Source organism: Flavobacterium sp. CR10 (assembly GCF_055814415.1).
In genome coordinates this window covers 1,213,844-1,234,300 of record NZ_CP185985.1, presented here as the reverse complement: position 1 = coordinate 1,234,300, position 20,457 = coordinate 1,213,844, and the positions used below count along the sequence as shown (strand labels likewise).

Here is a 20,457-nt window from a genome sequence, read left to right as displayed (position 1 = left end):
ATGGAAAGTGCATTTATTATAGAAAAGAGTGTTGTTATTGTTGTCGTTTTTGCGGTAACAATGATTATGGCAATGTATTCTACTTGGGCAGAACGTAAAGTTGCTGCTTTCTTGCAGGATCGTGTTGGACCAAACCGTGCTGGATGGGGGGGATTATTACAGCCGCTTGCAGATGGTATGAAATTATTCTCTAAAGAAGAGTTTTTCCCAAATACGCCAAATAGATTTTTATTCGTAGTTGGACCTGCAATCGCGATGAGTACAGCCTTGATGACAAGTGCTGTAATTCCGTGGGGAGATCGTTTGCATCTTTTTGGAAGAGACATTATTCTTCAAGCTACCGACGTAAATATTGCTTTATTATACATTTTCGGAGTTCTTTCTGTAGGAGTTTACGGCATCATGATTGGTGGATGGGCTTCTAACAACAAATTCTCTTTGATGGGAGCTATACGTGCAGCTTCTCAAATGGTTTCTTACGAAATTGCAATGGGATTATCAATTATTGCTTTATTGATGATGACTGGAACAATGAGTTTAAAAGAAATCTCATTACAGCAGCAAGGAATGAACTGGAATGTTTTTTATCAGCCGTTATCATTCTTAATTTTCTTAATCTGTTCGTTTGCAGAAACAAACAGAACTCCATTTGACTTAGCAGAATGTGAAAACGAGTTAATTGGAGGTTACCATACAGAATATTCATCAATGAAAATGGGATTCTATTTATTTGCTGAATATGCAAGTATGTTTATCTCTTCTACTATTATTTCTGTATTATTCTTCGGTGGATACAACTACCCAGGAATGCAATGGATGGTAGAAAATGTAGGCGTAAATACAGCTAACTTATTAGGAATTGGAGCATTATTTATAAAAATATGTTTCTTCATATTCTTCTACATGTGGGTACGTTGGACTATTCCAAGATTTAGATATGACCAATTAATGAACTTAGGCTGGAGAATTTTAATTCCGCTTTCGATTATTAATATCATGATTACGGGCGTTGTTATTTTAAGACACGATATTGCAGCAGCTTTAGGATTCTAAGAACCGTAACAAGCTTCAAATAAAAACAAAATAGATTTTGAATTTGATTGATATCAAATTGTAAATCATAAACTATAATAGTAAAAATGTCAATAGAAACTATATCATTATCGGGTAGAAAAAAGGTGGTCTCAAATAAGGAGATGTCTTTTGTTGAACGATTGTATCTTGTGGCGATTGTAAAAGGTTTATTTATTACTGTAAAACACCTTTTCAGAAAAAAAGTTACCATTCATTACCCAGAACAGGTTCGTGAAATGAGTCCAGTTTACCGTGGTCAGCACATGTTGAAACGCGATGAGCAAGGCCGTGAAAACTGTACTGCTTGCGGATTATGTGCATTATCATGTCCTGCTGAAGCGATCACTATGAAAGCTGCAGAACGTAAGCCTGATGAAAAACACTTATATAGAGAAGAAAAATACGCTGAGATATACGAAATCAATATGCTTCGTTGTATTTTCTGTGGTTTATGTGAAGAAGCTTGTCCAAAAGACGCTATTTACTTAACAGAATCTAAAGTATTGGTTCCTGCTAACTACAATAGAGAAGATTTCATTTTCGGGAAAGATAAATTAGTAATGCCTTTAGAAATGGCTTTGAAAAATGCTCAACTTAAAAACGCGAACTAAATGATACATATTCCTGATTTTGCACACGCAACAACTATTCAAGTTATCTTTTGCTTTTTAGCGTTTATTACCGTTATTACTGCTTTCTTGACTATTTTCAGCAGAAACCCGATTCACTCGGCTATTTACTTAGTGATCTGTTTCTTTTCTATTGCTGGTCATTATTTACTATTAAATTCTCAGTTCTTAGCTGTTGTACATATAATAGTCTACTCCGGAGCTATTATGATTCTGTTCCTGTTTACGATCATGTTGATGAACCTGAACGAACAGCGAGAAGTTCACCGTCCTAGAATTACACGTTTAGGCGCTATTGTGTCTTTCTGTTTAATATTGATTGTTTTAATTGCAATCTTTATTAATTCGAAACCAATTGTTGGTGAATACGATTCTACTGGAGAAGATTTCCAATCAATTAAAGTTTTAGGTAAAATCCTATTGGACGAGTATATGGTTCCTTTTGAATTTGCTTCGATCTTACTTTTGGTTGCTATGATTGGAACAGTTCTATTGTCTAAAAAAGAAAAATTAAATAAATAATGGGTAATATATTAAATCAAATAGGTATTGAAAACTACATCTTTTTAAGTGTTGTACTTTTCTGTATTGGTATTTTTGGTGTATTGTACAGACGAAATGCTATTATCGTTTTCATGTCTATCGAAATTATGTTGAATGCGGTAAACCTTTTATTTGTTGCTTTTTCAACTTATCATCAAGATGCACAAGGACAAGTTTTTGTGTTCTTCTCGATGGCGGTTGCTGCAGCCGAAGTTGCGGTAGGATTGGCCATTTTAGTTTCTATCTTTAGAAATATCGGATCAATCAGTATCGATAATTTAAAAAATTTAAAAGGATAATCAGAAATGGATACCAATTTAGCTTTAATTTTAGTTTTAACTCCTTTACTAGGTTTTCTAGTAAATGTCTTTTTTGGAAAAAGCTTAGGAAAAACAGTTTCTGGTGCAATCGGAACTATTGCCGTAGCAATTTCTTTTGTAGTTTCTCTTTTACTTTTTAATCAAATAACTTCGACTGGAAAAGGAATCGAAGTTACTTTATTTGATTGGATTCAAATTAGCAACTTAAAAATCAATCTTGGATTTTTATTAGATCAATTATCTGTTCTTTGGTTACTTTTTGTAACTGGAATCGGATCTTTGATTCACTTATACTCTATCAGTTACATGCACGATGATGAAAATATGCACAAGTTTTTTGCCTATTTAAATCTATTCGTTTTCTTCATGATTACACTTGTAATTGGAAGCAACTTATTGGTTCTTTTCATTGGATGGGAAGGTGTTGGACTTTGTTCTTACCTATTAATTGGATTTTGGTATAAAAACCAAGAATACAATGATGCCGCGAAAAAAGCTTTCATCATGAACAGAATTGGAGATTTAGGTCTTCTAATCGGAATGTTCATCATCGGAACGATGTTCTCGACATTAGATTATGCAACTTTAAAAACGGCAATTGCTGGAGCTACTAACTTAAATTTACCATTACTTTCTTTAGCGGCTTTATGTTTGTTTATTGGAGCTTGCGGTAAATCTGCTCAGATTCCGTTATACACTTGGTTACCTGATGCGATGGCTGGACCAACTCCAGTTTCTGCATTAATCCACGCGGCTACGATGGTTACTGCTGGTATCTTTATGGTAACAAGATTAAACTTTGTTTTTGACCTTGCAACAGATGTTCAATCTGTAATTGCAATTATTGGAGCTATCACTTCATTGGTTGCTGCTACAATTGGATTAGTTCAAACCGATATCAAAAAAGTATTGGCTTACTCTACAGTTTCACAATTAGGTTTAATGTTCTTAGCATTAGGATTTGGAGCTTATGAAGTAGCGGTTTTCCACGTAATTACTCACGCTTTTTTTAAAGCTTGTTTATTCTTAGGATCTGGATCTGTAATTCACGGATTACACGGAGAGCAAGATATGCGTAACATGGGAGGTTTGCGTAAAGCGATGCCAATCACTTTCTGGACCATGTTAATTTCTTCATTAGCAATTTCTGGAGTTCCATTTTTCTCAGGATTCTTTTCTAAAGACGAAATTTTATTGACAGCTTTCCACCACAGTATTCCACTATACGTTGTTGGATCAGTTGCTTCAATCATGACAGCTTTTTATATGTTCCGTTTAATGTTCTTGACTTTCTTCAAAGAATTTAGAGGTACTGAAGAACAAAAACATCACTTACACGAAAGTGGTTCATTAATTACTATTCCGCTTATCATCTTAGCTATTTTGGCAACTTTTGGAGGATTGATCAGTTTACCTGGAAACAGCTGGTTAAATGGATACCTTGCTCCTCTTTTCACGAAAGTAGCTGGAGAAGAACACCATTTAGGCACAACTGAATACACTTTAATGGGTGTTGCAGTTCTAGGTGGATTACTAGGAATTTTAATTGCTTACGTTAAATACTTTAAACAAGATAATGTTCCTGAATCTGATGAAAACATTACTGGTTTAAGCAAAGTTTTATACAACAAATATTATGTAGACGAAGTTTACGATGCAGTATTTGTTCAGCCAATTAATAGTTTATCTAAATTCTTTAGAGACTATATCGAGACAGGATTATCTGCTCTTGTTTTTGGATTAGGTAAAATAGCAAACGAAATTGCTTTCCAAGGAAAAAAATTACAAACCGGAAGTATAGGATTATATCTATTTGTTTTTGTTTTAGGACTTTGCGCAATTGTTTCCTATATATTTTTAGCTCAATAATATTATTACTATGAACGTTTCTACTATATTAATTATACTTTTAATTGGTGCATTTGCCACTTATTTTTCTGGTGACAAACTAGCTTCAAAAGTTGCTTTATTATTTAGTTTAGCAGCTTTAGGATGTTCAATTGTATTATTGAATAATTATAATGCTGGCGAAAATATCAGCGTAATCAGCAGCTGGATCAATCAGCCAAAAATTTCTTTCGCTTTAAATGGTGACGGACTTGGGCTTGCAATGGTTTTATTAACTGCAGCTTTAACTCCGATTATTATATTTTCTTCTTTTGGAAATGAATATAAAAATGCAAAAGGCTTTTATGGATTAATCTTGTTTATGGCTTTTGCTATGGCGGGAACTTTCTTAGCAGCTGACGGTCTTTTATACTACATTTTCTGGGAGTTAGCACTTATTCCAATCTACTTTATTGCTTTGATTTGGGGTAATGGCGATGCTGAAGAACGCAGAAAAGCAGTGGTTAAATTCTTTATTTACACACTTGCTGGTTCGTTATTCATGTTGACTGCTTTTATTTATTTATACACAAAAGCTGGTTCTTTCTTAATCGAAGATTTATACAAAGTAAACTTATCTGCTTGCGAGCAATTCTGGATTTTCTTGGCTTTCTTCTTAGCTTATGCTATCAAAATTCCAATTATTCCTTTCCACACTTGGCAGGCAAATGTGTACCAAAAAGCGCCAACAGTTGGAACAATGCTTTTATCTGGTATCATGCTAAAAATGGGATTGTACAGTGTTCTACGTTGGCAATTGCCACTTGCACCAATCGCGGCTAAAGAATACATGCATATTTTTATTGCTTTAGGAATTGCAGGTGTAATCTATGGTTCAATTGTAGCGTTGAGACAAAAAGATTTGAAAAAACTATTAGCTTATTCTTCTCTTGCTCACGTTGGATTAATTGCTGCTGGATCTTACACTTTGACTCTTGATGGTTTTAGAGGTTCAGTCATGCAAATGATCGCTCACGGTTTTGTTGTGGTAGGATTGTTTTTTGCTGCTGAAGTAATTTTCAGAAGATACGAAACTAGAGAAATTGGTGAAATGGGCGGAATCCGTGCTCAATCTCCAAAATTCACATCGATGTTTTTAATCTTAGTATTAGCTTCTGTTGCATTACCAAGTACATTTAACTTCGTTGGAGAGTTTACAGTATTATACAGTTTATCTCAAATCAATATCTGGTTTGCTATTCTTGGCGGTACTACTATTATTCTAGGTGCTTACTATATGCTAAGAATGTTCCAGCATGTAATGTTAGGAGAAACTAATTCTAAAGCTTTTGCAGATGTTACGCTTAACGAAGGAATTTCATTTGCTGTAATTATTGCAGTTTTATTATTCTTTGGTTTCTATCCAAAACCAATCACAGATTTGATTACACCAAGCTTGGAAAACATTTTACAAGTTATCAATAAGAACTAATATTTTAAACAAAAAATAAATTAGGATTTAAGCTTAAAATTGAAATCCTAAATCAAAAAGATAAAAATGAATACATTAATAGCTATAACAGGATTGGGTATTTTCTGCCTATTGTTTGAAATTCTTAATTTAAGAAAGGCGATCGTTCCTATTACCATTTTGGGTTTATTAGGCGTATTGGCACTTAATTACTGTGAATTTGGAGCAGAACAAAGTTATTACAACAACATGATAGCAGTGAGTAAGTTTTCTACAGCTTTTTCATCATTGTTTATCGTTTTGACTATTTTCCTTGTAGCATTAAGTCATAATTTTTACCATAATCACCCAACGAAAATTTCTGATTATGTTGCTATTAAAGTTTTCTTACTAGCTGGAGCTGTAGCGATGGTTTCTTTTGGAAACTTAGCCATGTTCTTCTTAGGAATCGAAATCTTGTCTATTGCATTATATGTTTTAGCTGCTAGCGACCGTTTGAATATAAAAAGTAACGAAGCAGGTATGAAATATTTCTTAATGGGATCTTTTGCTTCTGGAATTATCTTATTCGGAATCTGTTTGATTTACGGAGCAATGGGAACTTTTGATATAAGTGAAATCCACGAAAGCGCTTTATCTGCAGAATTACCAATCTGGTTTCCTATTGGATTAATTTTAATGATTATCGGAATGTTATTTAAAGTTGCGGCTGTTCCTTTCCACTTCTGGGCTCCAGACGTGTACGAAGGTTCTCCAGCTCTAACAACAGCTTTAATGAGTACTTTAGCAAAAGTAGTAGCTATTGCAACTTTATTTAAGTTGATTTCTGGAATGAACGTGATTTCTTCTTTAGAAAACCAAGATCTTTTACATACGTTTGAAGTTATTGTAGTTATTATCTCTATCGCTTCAATGTCTGTAGGTAATATTATGGCATTAAGACAAGTAAACGTAAAACGTATGCTTGCTTTCTCAGGAATCTCTCATGCAGGTTTCATGTTAATGACATTATTGACTGTTTCTGCTTCTGCTGGAGTTCTATTATATTATACTGCTGCTTATGCATTGGCAGGGATCGCAGCTTTTAGTGTAATCTTATATGTTTGCAGAGATCAAGATAATGAAGATATTACAAACTTCCACGGTTTAGGAAAAACAAATCCGCTATTGGCTGCTGTTCTTACAGCTTCGTTATTATCAATGGCCGGAATTCCTATTTTCTCTGGATTCTTTGCTAAACTATTCTTATTCAACCAAACTATTCAAGCAGGATATATTGGTTTAGTAATTGTTGCTGTGATCAACTCAATCATTAGTGTTGGGTATTATTTCAAACTGATCATCGCAATGTATTCTAAAGAACCTAATCAAGAAAGAACAGGAAAACCATTCCTTATTTATGCTACAGCTGTGGTATCAATTGTTTTAAACATTGCATTAGGCTTATTTCCATCATTAGTTTTAGACTTATTGAAATAAGATAATTTCTTAATTAAAAATATTTAGAAATCCATTAAATTAATTTTTAATGGATTTTTTTTATGCCTTACATAAGAACAGAAATTCATGTTAAAAAATTCTTTCCAATAATTACACTTCAAAAAATCTCCATATATTTGAGTTCAATTAAATGTATTAAAATATGAACTTTAATTCAAAAAATCCATTTTTAAACAGTAAGCGTTTTTCATCAAATGCTGAACCAAGAACAGAAGTACACCAAGCTCAGATTATTGATTACAATCAAGAAATGACGGTATCTGGAACAATCAACAAAACAGCAATCTTATTCCTTATTTTATGCGGTGCTGCTATGGTAACATGGTGGATGACTTTTAACGGAATGAACCCGATGTTGCCTACAATTGGAGGAGCAATTGTTGGTTTCATTTTAGTATTGGTTTCTTCGTTCAAACCACAGCTGTCTCCTTACCTAGCTCCAGGATATGCATTATTTGAAGGATTATTCATAGGAGGTATTTCTGCAATATTTGAATTAAAATTTCCTGGAATTGTAATTAATGCAGTTGGAGCAACTTTGGTTACTTTCTTGGTTTGTCTTGGTTTGTATAAATTTAGAATAGTTAAAGTTACGGAACAATTTAAATCTGTTGTCGTTGCGGCAACATTAGCAATTGCTACATATTATTTAATTTCTTGGGTTGTCTCTATGTTTACAAGCTGGACTCCTGTTCACTACGGAAATTCTATGATGAGCATTGGTATTAGTGTTTTTGTTATCATTATAGCAGCTCTTAACCTTTTCTTAGATTTTGACTTAATTGAAAAAGGCGCAAGAGAAAAAATGCCAAAATTCATGGAATGGTACGGGGCAATGGGATTAATGATTACATTGGTTTGGTTGTATATCGAATTCTTAAGACTTTTATCAAAACTTTCGAGTAAAGACTAACAGTCTCTTTTAAATAATCCAAAAGCCTTTTTGAGTAAAATCAGAAAGGCTTTTTTATTTCAACCAATTATTTTTCTGATTATAAACATCAAAACTTCTAGGAATAATCTGCTATTCAAAACATGAAAAGAATCTATTTCCTACAAAATTTAAAATGTAATTTATTGCAATAAAAAAAATTACAGACTCTCAATCTCCATTTTGTTTAAACTTTTCGAATTGTTAAAAGCGAGAAAAATACGGCTTTCCACAATTAATTGATTATATGTAATAAATTACAATCAATGCAATTTATTACATTTTTAACATTTTAAAAGCTAAATAATTTAAGTATCCTCTTTTTTTTAGTAAAAAAATTATACTATTAAAAATTAATATATAATTTTGTGTAATCGATTACAATTAAACCACTTGGAATCGTAAGTAAAAACCACTTACTTATTATATTAACTATCTTAAACAAACCTTATGAAAAAAAACCTACTTTTCGTGGCTGTCTTTCTTATGACAGTTCAATTATGGGCCCAAACCATTCAAATTAATGAAGCTTCTGGCTGGCTAGAATCTGCTTTTGTAAAATGGCAACCAGTCAGTGGTGCCCAAACCTACAATGTGTATTATACAGGAAACGGATTTACAGACCAAAAAATAGATGACCAGCTTATTAGAAGTTATGGTTCTTATTTTCGTGCTGATATTCCAGGTCTTAAAGCTGGAACTTATACTGTAAAAGTAAAACCTGTTGTAAACGGTACTGAAGGAACTGGAGCTACAACAGGCAATTTAACAGTAGCCGCACACGACAGAAATGGATTTGCTTTTGAAGGCGGACGTGTTCCTGGAGGATACAAAGCTGACGGAACTCCTAAAGACAATGCTGTAATCCTTTACATTACACAAAATACCAAAAACACAATTTCGATGAATATTACTGGAGCTAGCGCAAATCCTTGCGTTGGTCTTCAAAATATTCTTTACGCCATTAAAAAAGGAAAAGATACGCGTCCATTTATCATTCGTTTAATTGGAAATATCACTGATATGACGGTTATGGAAGGTGGCGACGTAGTTATTGAAAATGCAAACAATGCTTCTAGCTATGTAACAATTGAAGGTATTGGTGACGACGCTGTAGCGAACGGATGGGGAGTTAGATTAAAATCGGCTTCAAATATAGAAGTAAGCAACCTTGGTTTTATGAACTGTAATAGTACTGCAGGAGATAATGTAGGAATGCAGCAGGACAATGATCACGTATGGGTTCACAACTGTGATTTATTTTACGGAAATGCAGGAAGCGATGCCGACCAGATAAAAGGTGACGGAGCATTAGACAATAAAACTTCAACTTATATTACATTATCTTACAACCACTTTTGGGATAACGGAAAAGCAAGTCTTTTAGGCTTAAGCGAAGGAACAACTTCAGGATTGTACATCACGTACCACCATAACTGGTTTGATCACTCCGATTCTCGTCACCCGCGTGTGCGCTATTATTCAGCACATATTTACAACAACTATTATGACGGAGTTTCTAAATATGGTGCAGGTTCAACTCTAGGTTCTTCTCTTTTCGTTGAAGGAAATTATTACAGAAACAGCAAACATCCAATGTTAACTTCTCTTCAAGGTTCTGACATTTGGGACGAAGCCAATCAAGTGAATAATGCCGGAACAATGGGAACATTCTCTGGTGAAGCTGGAGGAAGCATTAAAGCTTTCAACAATACTTTTGACGCTTCTAATGGAACAAACAACATGCGTTTTGTAGCATACAACGATCCTAATCCTTTGTATAACATCGCAGGAAAAATAAGCTCAACAACAGATTTCGATGCTTATGTAGCTACAACAAGAGGAGAAGTGGTAAGCAGTGCTGTAAAATCTAAATCGGGTGCAAATACCTACAACAACTTTGATACAGATGCTAATTTGTATGTAAAAAATCTAACTATCGATACTCCTGCTGCTGCGAAAACAAAAACAACTCAATATGCAGGACGTGTATCTGGTGGAGATCTAAAATGGACATTTAACAATGCTACAGATGATACTTCTTCTTTAGTTATTACAGCTTTGAAAACAGCTCTTACAAACTATTCAGGAACTTTAGTTGCTGTACAAGGTGAAGGAAATCCGCCTGCTGGAACGCAGACTCTAACTTTGACTTCTGCTTCAAACAACAATCAAACTGTTGCAAGCGGTACTGCAATTTCTTCAATAGTATTTACATGGGGAGGAGATGCAACTGATGCAACCGTAACTGGATTGCCAGCTTCTGGATTGACTTTTGTAAAAAATACTACAGCTAAAACGATAACTATTTCTGGTACGCCAACTGCAACAGTTTCGTACTCAATTGCAACTTCTGGAACTAGTGGTTCCCCAGCCACTGGTTCAGGAACTGTAACAGTTACTGCTGCTGGAAACCAAACTTTAACTTCAACAGGAAATAATAGCCAAACCGTTTCTTCTGGAACTGCTATTGCTTCGATTGTATTTACTTGGGGTGGAAATGCTACAGACGCATCTGTAACAGGATTACCTGCTTCTGGATTGTCTTTTGTAAAAAATACAACAGCAAAAACGATAACTATCACAGGAACTCCAACTGCAAACGTATCTTATTCTGTAACAACTTCAGGAAGCGCAGGAACTCCTGTAACTGCATCAGGAACAATAACAGTTACTACAAGTTCAGGTGGCGGATCTGAATTACATAATTTTACAACATCTGGCAAAACAAGTACATTCTACTCTATTACAGGAAACATGAATTCAACTCCTGGATCTGTAACTTACAACGGATTAACATTAACAGAGCGTTTAAAAATAGAATCAAGCACATCTATAACGTATACAACAACAAGTGCGTCTACTTTAACTTTAGTTTTCGATTCGAGCTTTACTGGAACTATTAAAGTAGATAACGTTTCTTATACTGCATCTGCTGGTATTGTAACCGCATCAATTGCAGCTGGTTCGCATACCATAACAAAAGGTTCTGTTGCCAACTTATTTTACATTAGCACTGTTTATAGCGGAAGTACTTTAAGAATGGCTGTTGGAGCTGAAACTACTGCAAAAGAAAGTACAGAATCATCAAAAATAGTTTTATATCCAAATCCAGTTTCAAGCACTTTATTCTTATCAGATCCAGAACAAAAAGTTCAGAGTGTGCTTATATACAACATTTCTGGAAACTTGGTAATTAATTCTGGAAACTCTGAGAGTATTGATACAAGCAGTTTAATTCCTGGTACTTATTTAGCCAAAATTATTACTGTTGATGGATCAATAAACCAAACACTTATTAAAAAATAAAACTAACTTAACGAAAAAGGCTTCCAAATTTGGAAGCCTTTTTTATTTCTGATAATATGAATTACAAATCAAATTTAATTCCCTGCGCTAACGGAAGATTTGTAGTATAATTGATTGTATTGGTTTGACGTCTCATATATATTTTCCAAGCATCTGAACCTGATTCACGTCCGCCTCCAGTTTCTTTTTCACCACCAAAAGCACCGCCAATTTCTGCACCAGAAGTTCCGATATTTACGTTTGCAATTCCACAGTCAGAGCCTGTTGCAGATAAAAATCTTTCGGCTTCACGTAAATTATTCGTCATAATTGCAGAAGATAATCCTTGAGCAACACCGTTTTGAATTTCGATTGCATTTTCTACTTCTCCAGAATATTTAATTAAGTATAAAACTGGAGCAAAAGTTTCATGCTGTACAATTTCAAATGAATTTTCCGCTTCGGCAATCGCAGGTCTTACATAACAACCGCTTTCATAACCTTGACCAGAAAGCACTCCACCTTCTACCAAAATTTTTCCACCTTCGGCTACCACTTTATTTAAGGCAGCCGCATACATTTCTACAGCATGAGTATCAATTAGCGGTCCAACATGATTGTTTTCATCAAGCGGATTTCCGATTCTTAACTGTTTGTAAGCTGCCACCAATGCATCTTTTACTTTATCATAAATACTTTCGTGAATAATCAATCGACGAGTTGAAGTACAACGCTGTCCAGCCGTTCCAACAGCTCCGAAAACTGCACCGATAACTGTCATCTTAATATCGGCATCTGGAGTAACAATAATAGCATTGTTTCCACCTAATTCTAATAAAGATTTACCTAATCTTCCTGCTACAGTCTGCGCAACAATTTTCCCCATTCTAGTTGAACCTGTTGCAGAAATAAGCGGAATACGAGTATCTGCAGTCAACAACTCTCCTATTTTGTAATCTCCGTTTATTAAACACGAAATTCCCTCTGGAAGATTGTTTTCTTTAATAACCTGAGCTATAATATTCTGGCAAGCAATACCGCAAAGAGGTGTTTTTTCAGAAGGTTTCCAAACGCAAACATCACCAGAAATCCATGCTAAAGCTGTGTTCCAAGACCAAACCGCGACTGGAAAATTAAATGCTGAAATGATTCCAACAATTCCCAACGGATGATATTGCTCGTACATTCTATGTCCTGGCCTTTCAGAATGCATTGTTAATCCGTGAAGCTGACGAGATAAACCAACTGCAAAATCGCAGATATCTATCATTTCCTGAACTTCTCCAAGACCTTCCTGAAATGATTTTCCCATTTCGTAAGAAACCAATTTACCAAGAGCATCTTTATTTTGTCTTAATTTTTCTCCAAACTGACGTACAATTTCACCACGCTGTGGCGCTGGAATCAATCTAAAAGTTTTAAATGCTTCTGCAGCTGTTTGAATTGCTTTTTCGTAATCCTCAGCAGTTGACATTTTTACCGAAGCAATTAATTTTCCGTCAACTGGCGAATAACTCTCTAAGATTTCTCCAGATGAAAAATTATTAATTCCTGTTGATGTTCCTTCATTTATTGTCTTGATGCCCAATTTTTCAAGAGCTTCCTTCATTCCAAATTGCGATGCTATTGTTGTCATTGTAACTTTTTTGGTTAGAATTGTTATATTTTTAATGTAAAGATATTGTTTTAGAATTAATTTCCGATTGAAGTTAATTCATAAATGAACGTAAATTTAAGTTTATTTTATAGTATTAACAGAAACAAAACTTCAATATTGAATTTATTTAATGAAATTTGCATTACTTAAAATTAAAAATATGACCTCGTACATTAGGCTTCTGCTTTGTTTTCTTTTAGTAACAACCAATATATTTTCTCAAAAAGCAAAAACTTCCTTTTCAGTAGTTCCATTAGGAGTAATGGGCGGTATTGATGAAAAAAATCTTTCAGCTTACTTAATAGCTCCATCAAACACAACCGATTATATCTGTCTTGACGCTGGAACTGTAAATGCTGGAATCGAAAAAGCGATTGAAAAGAAAACTTTTAAAGTTTCCACAAGCGAAGTTTTACGAAAATACATCAAAGGATATTTGATTTCCCACGCGCATTTGGATCATGTTTCGGGTTTGATTATAAACTCTCCTGCCGATTCTTCTAAAACGGTTTATGCAACGAATAAATGTATGGAAATGATGGAAAATCATTATTTCAACGATCAGACTTGGGCTAATTTTGGAGATGCAGGTCCTGGCTTTCCTTTAAAAAAATATCATTTTCAGATTTTAAATCTGACTGAAGAAACTCCTTTAACTAATACCAAAATGACGGTTAAAGCTTTTTCTCTTAGCCATGTTAATCCGTTTGAGAGTACTGCTTTTTTAATTAAAAATGAGAATGATTATGCATTATATTTAGGAGATACAGGACCAGATGAAGTAGAAAAAAGCAACAATCTTCGTGAGTTATGGACAGCCATTGCTCCATTGGTAAAGGCCAAACAATTAAAAGGAATTTTTATTGAAGTTTCGTTTCCTAACGAACAGCCTGACAAATTTTTATTTGGCCATTTGACTCCGAATTATTTAATGAAAGAACTTCATGTCCTAGAGGATTTAGCAGGAAAAGGTTCTCTTGAAAACTTTAAAATTATCATCACACATTTGAAACCGCCTGCAAAGAATATTGCAAAAATTAAAGAGCAGTTAAAAGCTCAAAATGATTTAGGATTGAAGATTATCTATCCTGAACAGGGGAAGAAATTTAGTTTGTAAAAACAAATTATTTGTAGGTTTATTTTTATATTTTAGCCAAATATTTTTGAAAGATGAAAATTGTTTGGTCAACAAAAGCTAATTATACTTTTTATAAAACGCGAGATTATTTAATTCATTACAGGAATAATGAAATTGCTCAAAAATTCGTAAATGAAGTTTTATTAATCCTTAATTTGATTTCTAAAAATCCTTTACTAGGCAAATTTAGAAATGATTTAGAATGCAATGAAATATTAATTTCAAGGCATATATCACTTTATTATATTATAAATAAAGACTTAATTCATTTAATTAGGTTTCATGACAATCGACAAAAACCGTTAACAATCTTAGATCTTTTTTAGATTATTCCTTTTCTCTTTAACTCAAGCAACATATCCTCATGAGTTATAAAATTCCCCTCTTCTAGCTCACGTTTAGCCTGTTCAATATCTGCCTTTAATTCTAATCTAAAGTTTTCTTCAGGAGAAAGTATTTTAGCAATAGATAGTACTTCATCAGGAGTAAATGACTGTGTTTTCAGTTTACGATAGAATGTTGGACTAGGGATTCCTACTTTTTCAATTATATAGTTTTTCTTGTAAGGTGATTTTTCCATTAATCCTTCAATATTATCAACTATATTTTTATATGCAATTATTTCTTGTATCATAATTGATTGTTTTTTGTTTCATATTTGATACAAATGTAGAAAATAATTTCTTATTTGAATGAAAATACACCAAAATAAACCCGGCAAGTTTTTAAAAACCTGTCGCGTTTCGTATTTCTATCAAATAAAATATTATTTCTTAGCCGTGAATCTAGGATCAGTTTCCATAACAATTCCACAATTATCGCACGTTCTTAATTCTTCTGAATTGTAGAAATGTTCAAAATGAGGAAGGAAATCTTTTTCGATATTATGAAGTTCAAAATACACTTCATACAATTTATGATTGCAATTGTCACAATGCCAAAGCAAACCATCTGTAAAGCCTTGTCCAGCACGTTTACGTTCAATTACAAGTCCGATCGAACCTTCTGAACGAACAGGAGAATGTGGCACTTTTGCAGGATGCAGATACATATCGCCTGCATTTAATTCCATTTCTTTACGCTGTCCATCTTCCTGAATTACCACTTTTATACTTCCTTCTAGCTGATAAAAAAGTTCTTCTGTTTCGTTATAATGATAATCTTTTCTTGCATTTGGTCCCGCCACAATCATTACAATATAATCTCCAGAATCTACGTAAAGATTTTTATTTCCAACTGGCGGTTTTAATAAATGACGGTTTTCGTCAATCCATTTAATTAAGTTGAAAGGTTTTGCTATAGCCATTTTTATTCAAAATTTATGAAAAGCTAAGGTAGTGAAAAGTATTCAGTCGCAGTCGCAGTTTTCAGTTTTACTTAAACTGATTACTGTGGCTGAAAACTGAGACTGAATCCCATTAAAATTCTTTTATCAAATACACATAAACTGGAAGGTGATCACTAAAACCTGCTTCACTGAGTGTATTTCGCAATGGATACCCTTTATAGGCACCTGAATTTTGAATAAGATAAGGTCTGTTGAAAATGCCTGCTTTCCAAAAATTAAAAGTCGAAAAATCTGTTTTAACGAAAGAAGCTGTCATGATAATCTGATCAAAAATATTCCACGAATCACGATACGCAATAGTTCCCAAACCTTTATTGGCAAGTTCTTCAAACGGATTAAAAACATCAAATTCTGAAACTTCAGTCTTTATGCCCTTTGCTCCTAACCAAGCTTTTATACTTTTATTAAATGGTCCGTCATTAAAATCTCCCATTGTCAATACTTTAGCTTGTGGATTAATTTGCTGTAATGAATCGATAATTTTTCTATTCAATTTACCTGCTGCTTCGCGAAATAAACTCGTTGCCTTTTCTCCACCCGATCTTGATGGCCAATGATTAACAATAATATGAATTTCTTCATTTTCTAAAAATCCAGAAACCAAAAGCTGGTCTCTTGTAAAAACACGATTTTTATTTTCTTTTTTAACTTCAATTTCATCGTCTAAAACTTCTGTTTCTTCTTTTTGTGGAAATTCTTTTTTATAAATAATCAATGGAATATTCGAATAAGAAGTCGGTCTAAAATATTTTTTCTGATAAAGTAGCGCCACATCGATACCACGCTTATCTGGTGAATCAAAGTGAATAATTCCTAAATCTAATGGCTGTAATTTTGGCTCTTTTATCAAATCTTCTAAAACATTTCTATTTTCGACCTCTGCTGCTCCGATTAAAGTGGGCGCATTTGAATTTTCAGGTGTCCCAATTTCTGATATTGCTTTGGCTAAGTTTTTTAATTTTTGCTGATATTTTTCTGTTGTCCAATGCTGCGCTCCATTTGGCGTCCATTCATTATCATTTGTAAATGCATCATCCACAGTATCGTAAAGGTTCTCGAAATTGTAAAAGGCAACTGTATGTATTTTATACTTTTTGGATTGACCCGAAAGAACTAAAAATGAAAAAATAAAGAACAAACAAGATTTGAATTTGAGCGGCATGCAGAGAAAATTTAATGATAGCAATAAAAACAAATGTAAGAAAATTATTAAATTAAATTTCAGATTATTATATTTGTTTCTCTAATAATCTCTTGTACCTTGCTTAAAAAATCTGACCATTTCTACAATGAAAAAAATACTGTTTTTAACCTTCTTTTTTAGTTTTATAAACAACTTCTATGGACAAAAAAACAGGGATTTGGCAGAGAAAATCCGAAAAGAATACAAAATTCCCGAATTAGCATACGCTGTAGTTTCATCAGATTCCATTTTTGAAATTGACGTCCTAGGATTTCAACGTTATCAAACTTCTTTTAAAGCAAAAATTGACGACAAGTTTCGTTTAGGATCAATCACAAAAACGATCACAGGTTATATTGCTGCGACTTTAGTAAATGAAGGAAAGATAAAATGGGACACCAAATTCTTTGATTTGTACCCCGAATTAAAATCAGAAAGTAATCCAGAAGTTTATAATATAAACTTGCAAGACTTCTTAACTTTTCGAGCACCAATTCCAACTTGGTCTTACGGAAATGAAACTCCAACACAAAAAGAAATAAAAGGAAACAACCAAGAACAGCGTTATGAATTTATAAGCTGGTTTTTTAAACAAAAACAAATTATTACTGAGAAACAAGATTGGTACGGTTCCAATCCAAGTTTTGTTGCCGCAGGTTTAATGCTCGAAAAAGCAACTGGAAAAAGTTATGAAACTTTAGTACAAGAATTGGGTAAAAAGCTAAATATTAACTTCGGTTTTGGACAACCAAATGTTACTGATATAAATCAGCCGTGGGGACATGATGAAAATTTGATGCCTGAAAAACCGTTCGGAAATTATAAATTAAATTGGCTTTCATCAGCAGGAAATATCAATGTAAATCTTCCTGATTTTTGCAAATTTACTCAGATGCAATTACAAGGTTTATTAGGAAAATCAAAAGTATTGTCTGAAGAAGAATTTAATAAAATACATTTTGGCTTTCCAGAATTTTCTTTTGGTTGGTATTCTGAAATAAATGAAAATTCAGGTTTAAAATATTCTTTTCATTACGGAAATCCAGGAACATTTTTAACCAAAGTGTATATTTGCAAAGACATCAATAAAGCTTTCATACTTTTTGCAAATGTTCAATCTGAAGAAGCCGATAGAGGTTTAATGCTACTCTTGGCTGAACTTCAAAAACAATACGGAGGATAAATTACCAAACCTTAAAAATTAATTTTATAAATTTAAGCAAAAGAAAAAAATGAATAAAAACTGCTTTCACTATATAAAGAAACACTTTGTCTTTTGTAAACTCGCATTTCTTATTTTTGCTTTACAATCATTCAACTGTCAATCTCAACAAAACATGATAACACCACCTTATTTACAAAAAGGAGATACTGTAGCGCTTTTAGCAACAGCAAGAAAAAATATCGATGACAATTTAAAACCTACAATAGATTTGTTGCACAGCTGGGGTTTAGAAGCAGTAATTGGATCAACAATCGGTTTGGATTACAATCAATTGGCAGGAACAGATGAACAGAGAGCAGCCGATTTCCAGAAGCAAATGGACAATCCTAATATTAAAGCAATTTGGTGTGTTCGTGGCGGATATGGAACAGTGAGAATGTTAGATTTATTGGATTTTACCAAATTCAAACAGCACCCAAAATGGGTTATCGGTTTTAGTGATGTAACGGTTCTACATAATCATTTGAATACAATGGGTTATAAATCTATTCATGGCATTATGCCTGTAACCGTTCCGAGAGCAACTCCAGATGCTGTAAGTTCATTAAAAGCGGCTTTGTTTAACGAACCTATTTCCTATACTGTGAGTCCAACTCCGATAAACCGTTTGGGAAGTGCAACAGGAGAATTAGTTGGAGGTAACTTGTCTATTTTATATAGTTTATTAGGATCTCCGTCTGCAATTGACTGCAAGGATAAAATTTTATTTATAGAAGATTTAGATGAATATCTGTATCACATCGATCGTATGATGATGAATCTAAGACGTAACGGATGCATTGAAAACCTAAAAGGAATTATCATTGGAGGTATGACAAGCATGAAAGACAATGAAGTGCCTTGGGGAAAAAATGCATTGGAAATTATTGACGATGTAACCAAAAAATACAATATTCCCGTTATTTTTAATTTCCCTGCTGGACACATTAGAGACAATAGAGCTCTTGTTATGGGAAATATCGTTACGATGGAAGTTACTGCTTCTGGAAGTACCGTCACTTTTAAAAAGTAATAATACGTTGCTTATACTTTAAGCAAGTCTAACAATACCACATAAAATCTCGCAAAGACGCGAAGTCGCAAAGTTTTTAAATATCCTTTGCAACTTCGCGTCTTTGCGTGCAAAAAACTTAAAACTTGAAACCTGAAACAAAAAAACAATGGCAGAACATAATGATTTAGGAAAATTAGGCGAAGATCTCGCCGCTGCATATCTTGAAGAAAACGGATATTCTATTATAGAACGAAACTTTGTTATACAGAAAGCAGAAATAGATATTATTGCTCAAAAAGATTCCATTTTAGCCATTATTGAAGTAAAGACCCGTTCGAGCTTAGATTTTGGTTCTCCGCAAGATTTTGTTAAGCAAAAAAAAATTCAATTACTCATTAAAGCAGTAAATGCCTACATAAACGATAGGGAAAAGGATCCTCAGGAAGATTTAGAAATCCGTTTTGACATCATTGCGGTCCATAAAAATGGGGAATCATTTGCAATTGAACATCTTACTGACGCTTTTTATCACTTTTAACATAATTTTTTATTGTTATAATTGTAACAATTTGTTTTTTTATTTATATTTGCAAAGAATTATAACATCACAATGTTAAATTAACAAACCAACTCAACTGTTACCAAAAAAAAAAAAATTATGAAAACTGTTTCTTCTATTGTAGAAAACTACATTAAAACAAAACCATTTTTATTAAATGCCCTGTCACTCGGAATTATTAACCTAACATCACTTTCGCGAAATATCATGACCGAATTAGAAAGTGAGTTCGGAAAAGAGGTAAAACAAGGCGCTGTAGTAATGTCTTTAAAACGACTGACGGAAGAACTAGATTTTAAATTGAACCACAAAATCAATAAAGTAATTAAGAATATCGGTGAAATTACAGTTCGCTCTGAACTTACAGATTACACTTTCGCAGCATCTGAAACTGTACTTAACAAACAGGCAGATTTAATCTCTGATATTAACGCTTTATCTGATATTTTTTATACCTCATCTCGTGGAGTAAACGAAACTAATATCGTGGTAAGCAGCAGTGTGAATCATTTAGTTGAGAAACACTTTATGAGAGAAAAATTAATCCAGAAATTAGATAATTTAGCTTCTATTACGGTAAAATTACCAAAAGAAAATATTGTTGTTCCTGGTATTTATTACTTCATTTTCCAGCGTTTGGCTTGGGAAGGAATTATCATTAATGAAGTAATTTCGACTTCAAACGAATTTACAATTTTAGTTGGAGAAGATCAAGTTGATGTAGCTTTTAAAGTAATTAAAGACTTGAAAAACTAAATTAAATAATATTA

Annotated in this window: 18 protein-coding genes; 14 read left to right on the top strand and 4 right to left on the bottom strand. The window is 33.4% G+C overall.

Features of this window, described 5'->3' with window-relative positions:
• The 9 genes from nuoH to ACNRYB_RS05605 all read left to right on the top strand — a co-directional run bounded on the left by nuoH (position 1) and on the right by ACNRYB_RS05605 (position 11,604).
• Positions 1-1,053 (top strand): NADH-quinone oxidoreductase subunit NuoH, encoded by a 1,053-nt coding sequence (gene nuoH, locus ACNRYB_RS05645; RefSeq protein ID WP_473729482.1) that lies wholly within the window; start codon positions 1-3, stop codon positions 1,051-1,053.
• An 86-nt stretch (positions 1,054-1,139) separates the two neighbouring features.
• Positions 1,140-1,685 carry a NuoI/complex I 23 kDa subunit family protein gene (locus tag ACNRYB_RS05640; RefSeq protein WP_129745948.1) on the top strand — a complete coding sequence of 182 codons (546 nt, stop codon included), beginning with the start codon at positions 1,140-1,142 and terminating at the stop codon, positions 1,683-1,685.
• The gene (locus ACNRYB_RS05635) at positions 1,686-2,225 is read left to right on the top strand and encodes an NADH-quinone oxidoreductase subunit J family protein (protein ID WP_066033069.1); all 540 of its coding nucleotides are present in this window, start codon (positions 1,686-1,688) and stop codon (positions 2,223-2,225) included.
• The gene (nuoK, locus tag ACNRYB_RS05630; protein ID WP_008466103.1) at positions 2,225-2,545 is read left to right on the top strand and encodes an NADH-quinone oxidoreductase subunit NuoK; all 321 of its coding nucleotides are present in this window, start codon (positions 2,225-2,227) and stop codon (positions 2,543-2,545) included. Before ACNRYB_RS05635 ends, nuoK begins: the two co-directional genes overlap by 1 nt.
• 6 nt (positions 2,546-2,551) lie before the next feature.
• Positions 2,552-4,435, top strand: coding sequence for an NADH-quinone oxidoreductase subunit L (gene nuoL / locus ACNRYB_RS05625; protein WP_473729481.1), 1,884 nt, complete (start codon positions 2,552-2,554; stop codon positions 4,433-4,435).
• A 10-nt stretch (positions 4,436-4,445) separates the two neighbouring features.
• On the top strand, positions 4,446-5,885 hold the full coding sequence (locus tag ACNRYB_RS05620) for a complex I subunit 4 family protein (protein ID WP_473729480.1): 1,440 nt from the start codon (positions 4,446-4,448) through the stop codon (positions 5,883-5,885).
• Positions 5,886-5,951: 66 nt separating this feature from the next.
• Positions 5,952-7,343 carry an NADH-quinone oxidoreductase subunit N gene (locus ACNRYB_RS05615; RefSeq protein WP_473729479.1) on the top strand — a complete coding sequence of 464 codons (1,392 nt, stop codon included), beginning with the start codon at positions 5,952-5,954 and terminating at the stop codon, positions 7,341-7,343.
• Between the two features lie 163 nt (positions 7,344-7,506).
• Positions 7,507-8,277: a Bax inhibitor-1/YccA family protein gene (locus ACNRYB_RS05610; RefSeq protein ID WP_473729478.1), complete on the top strand. Its 771-nt coding sequence runs from the start codon at positions 7,507-7,509 to the stop codon at positions 8,275-8,277.
• A gap of 468 nt (positions 8,278-8,745) precedes the next feature.
• A complete protein-coding gene (locus ACNRYB_RS05605; protein ID WP_473729477.1) occupies positions 8,746-11,604 on the top strand; it encodes a pectate lyase family protein in 2,859 nt (952 codons plus the stop codon).
• 61 nt (positions 11,605-11,665) lie between these two features.
• On the opposite strand, the gene amaB is transcribed toward ACNRYB_RS05605, so the two are convergent.
• Positions 11,666-13,219 carry an L-piperidine-6-carboxylate dehydrogenase gene (amaB, locus tag ACNRYB_RS05600; protein ID WP_473729476.1) on the bottom strand — a complete coding sequence of 518 codons (1,554 nt, stop codon included), beginning with the start codon at positions 13,217-13,219 and terminating at the stop codon, positions 11,666-11,668.
• A 181-nt stretch (positions 13,220-13,400) separates the two neighbouring features.
• On the opposite strand from amaB, the gene ACNRYB_RS05595 reads away from it, so the two are divergent.
• Positions 13,401-14,357 (top strand): MBL fold metallo-hydrolase, encoded by a 957-nt coding sequence (locus ACNRYB_RS05595; RefSeq protein ID WP_473729475.1) that lies wholly within the window; start codon positions 13,401-13,403, stop codon positions 14,355-14,357.
• 343 nt (positions 14,358-14,700) lie between these two features.
• Here ACNRYB_RS05595 and ACNRYB_RS05590 read toward each other — a convergent pair whose 3' ends face one another.
• The 3 genes from ACNRYB_RS05590 to ACNRYB_RS05580 form a co-directional block, all read right to left on the bottom strand.
• Positions 14,701-15,012, bottom strand: a complete 312-nt coding sequence (locus ACNRYB_RS05590; protein ID WP_129745940.1) for a hypothetical protein — start codon at positions 15,010-15,012, stop codon at positions 14,701-14,703.
• A gap of 132 nt (positions 15,013-15,144) precedes the next feature.
• Entirely contained in the window at positions 15,145-15,684 is a 540-nt protein-coding gene (locus ACNRYB_RS05585; RefSeq protein ID WP_129745939.1) for a 3-hydroxyanthranilate 3,4-dioxygenase, read from the bottom strand.
• A 112-nt stretch (positions 15,685-15,796) separates the two neighbouring features.
• Positions 15,797-16,888: an endonuclease/exonuclease/phosphatase family protein gene (locus tag ACNRYB_RS05580; protein WP_473729474.1), complete on the bottom strand. Its 1,092-nt coding sequence runs from the start codon at positions 16,886-16,888 to the stop codon at positions 15,797-15,799.
• 199 nt (positions 16,889-17,087) lie between these two features.
• On the opposite strand from ACNRYB_RS05580, the gene ACNRYB_RS05575 reads away from it, so the two are divergent.
• The 4 genes from ACNRYB_RS05575 to ACNRYB_RS05560 all read left to right on the top strand — a co-directional run bounded on the left by ACNRYB_RS05575 (position 17,088) and on the right by ACNRYB_RS05560 (position 20,443).
• The gene (locus ACNRYB_RS05575; RefSeq protein WP_473729473.1) at positions 17,088-18,092 is read left to right on the top strand and encodes a serine hydrolase domain-containing protein; all 1,005 of its coding nucleotides are present in this window, start codon (positions 17,088-17,090) and stop codon (positions 18,090-18,092) included.
• A gap of 154 nt (positions 18,093-18,246) precedes the next feature.
• The gene (locus tag ACNRYB_RS05570; protein ID WP_473729472.1) at positions 18,247-19,146 is read left to right on the top strand and encodes a S66 peptidase family protein; all 900 of its coding nucleotides are present in this window, start codon (positions 18,247-18,249) and stop codon (positions 19,144-19,146) included.
• 148 nt (positions 19,147-19,294) lie between these two features.
• Positions 19,295-19,666 (top strand): YraN family protein, encoded by a 372-nt coding sequence (locus tag ACNRYB_RS05565; protein ID WP_473729471.1) that lies wholly within the window; start codon positions 19,295-19,297, stop codon positions 19,664-19,666.
• A gap of 120 nt (positions 19,667-19,786) precedes the next feature.
• Positions 19,787-20,443, top strand: a complete 657-nt coding sequence (locus ACNRYB_RS05560; protein ID WP_008466087.1) for a hypothetical protein — start codon at positions 19,787-19,789, stop codon at positions 20,441-20,443.
• The last annotated feature ends 14 nt before the right edge of the window (positions 20,444-20,457 follow it).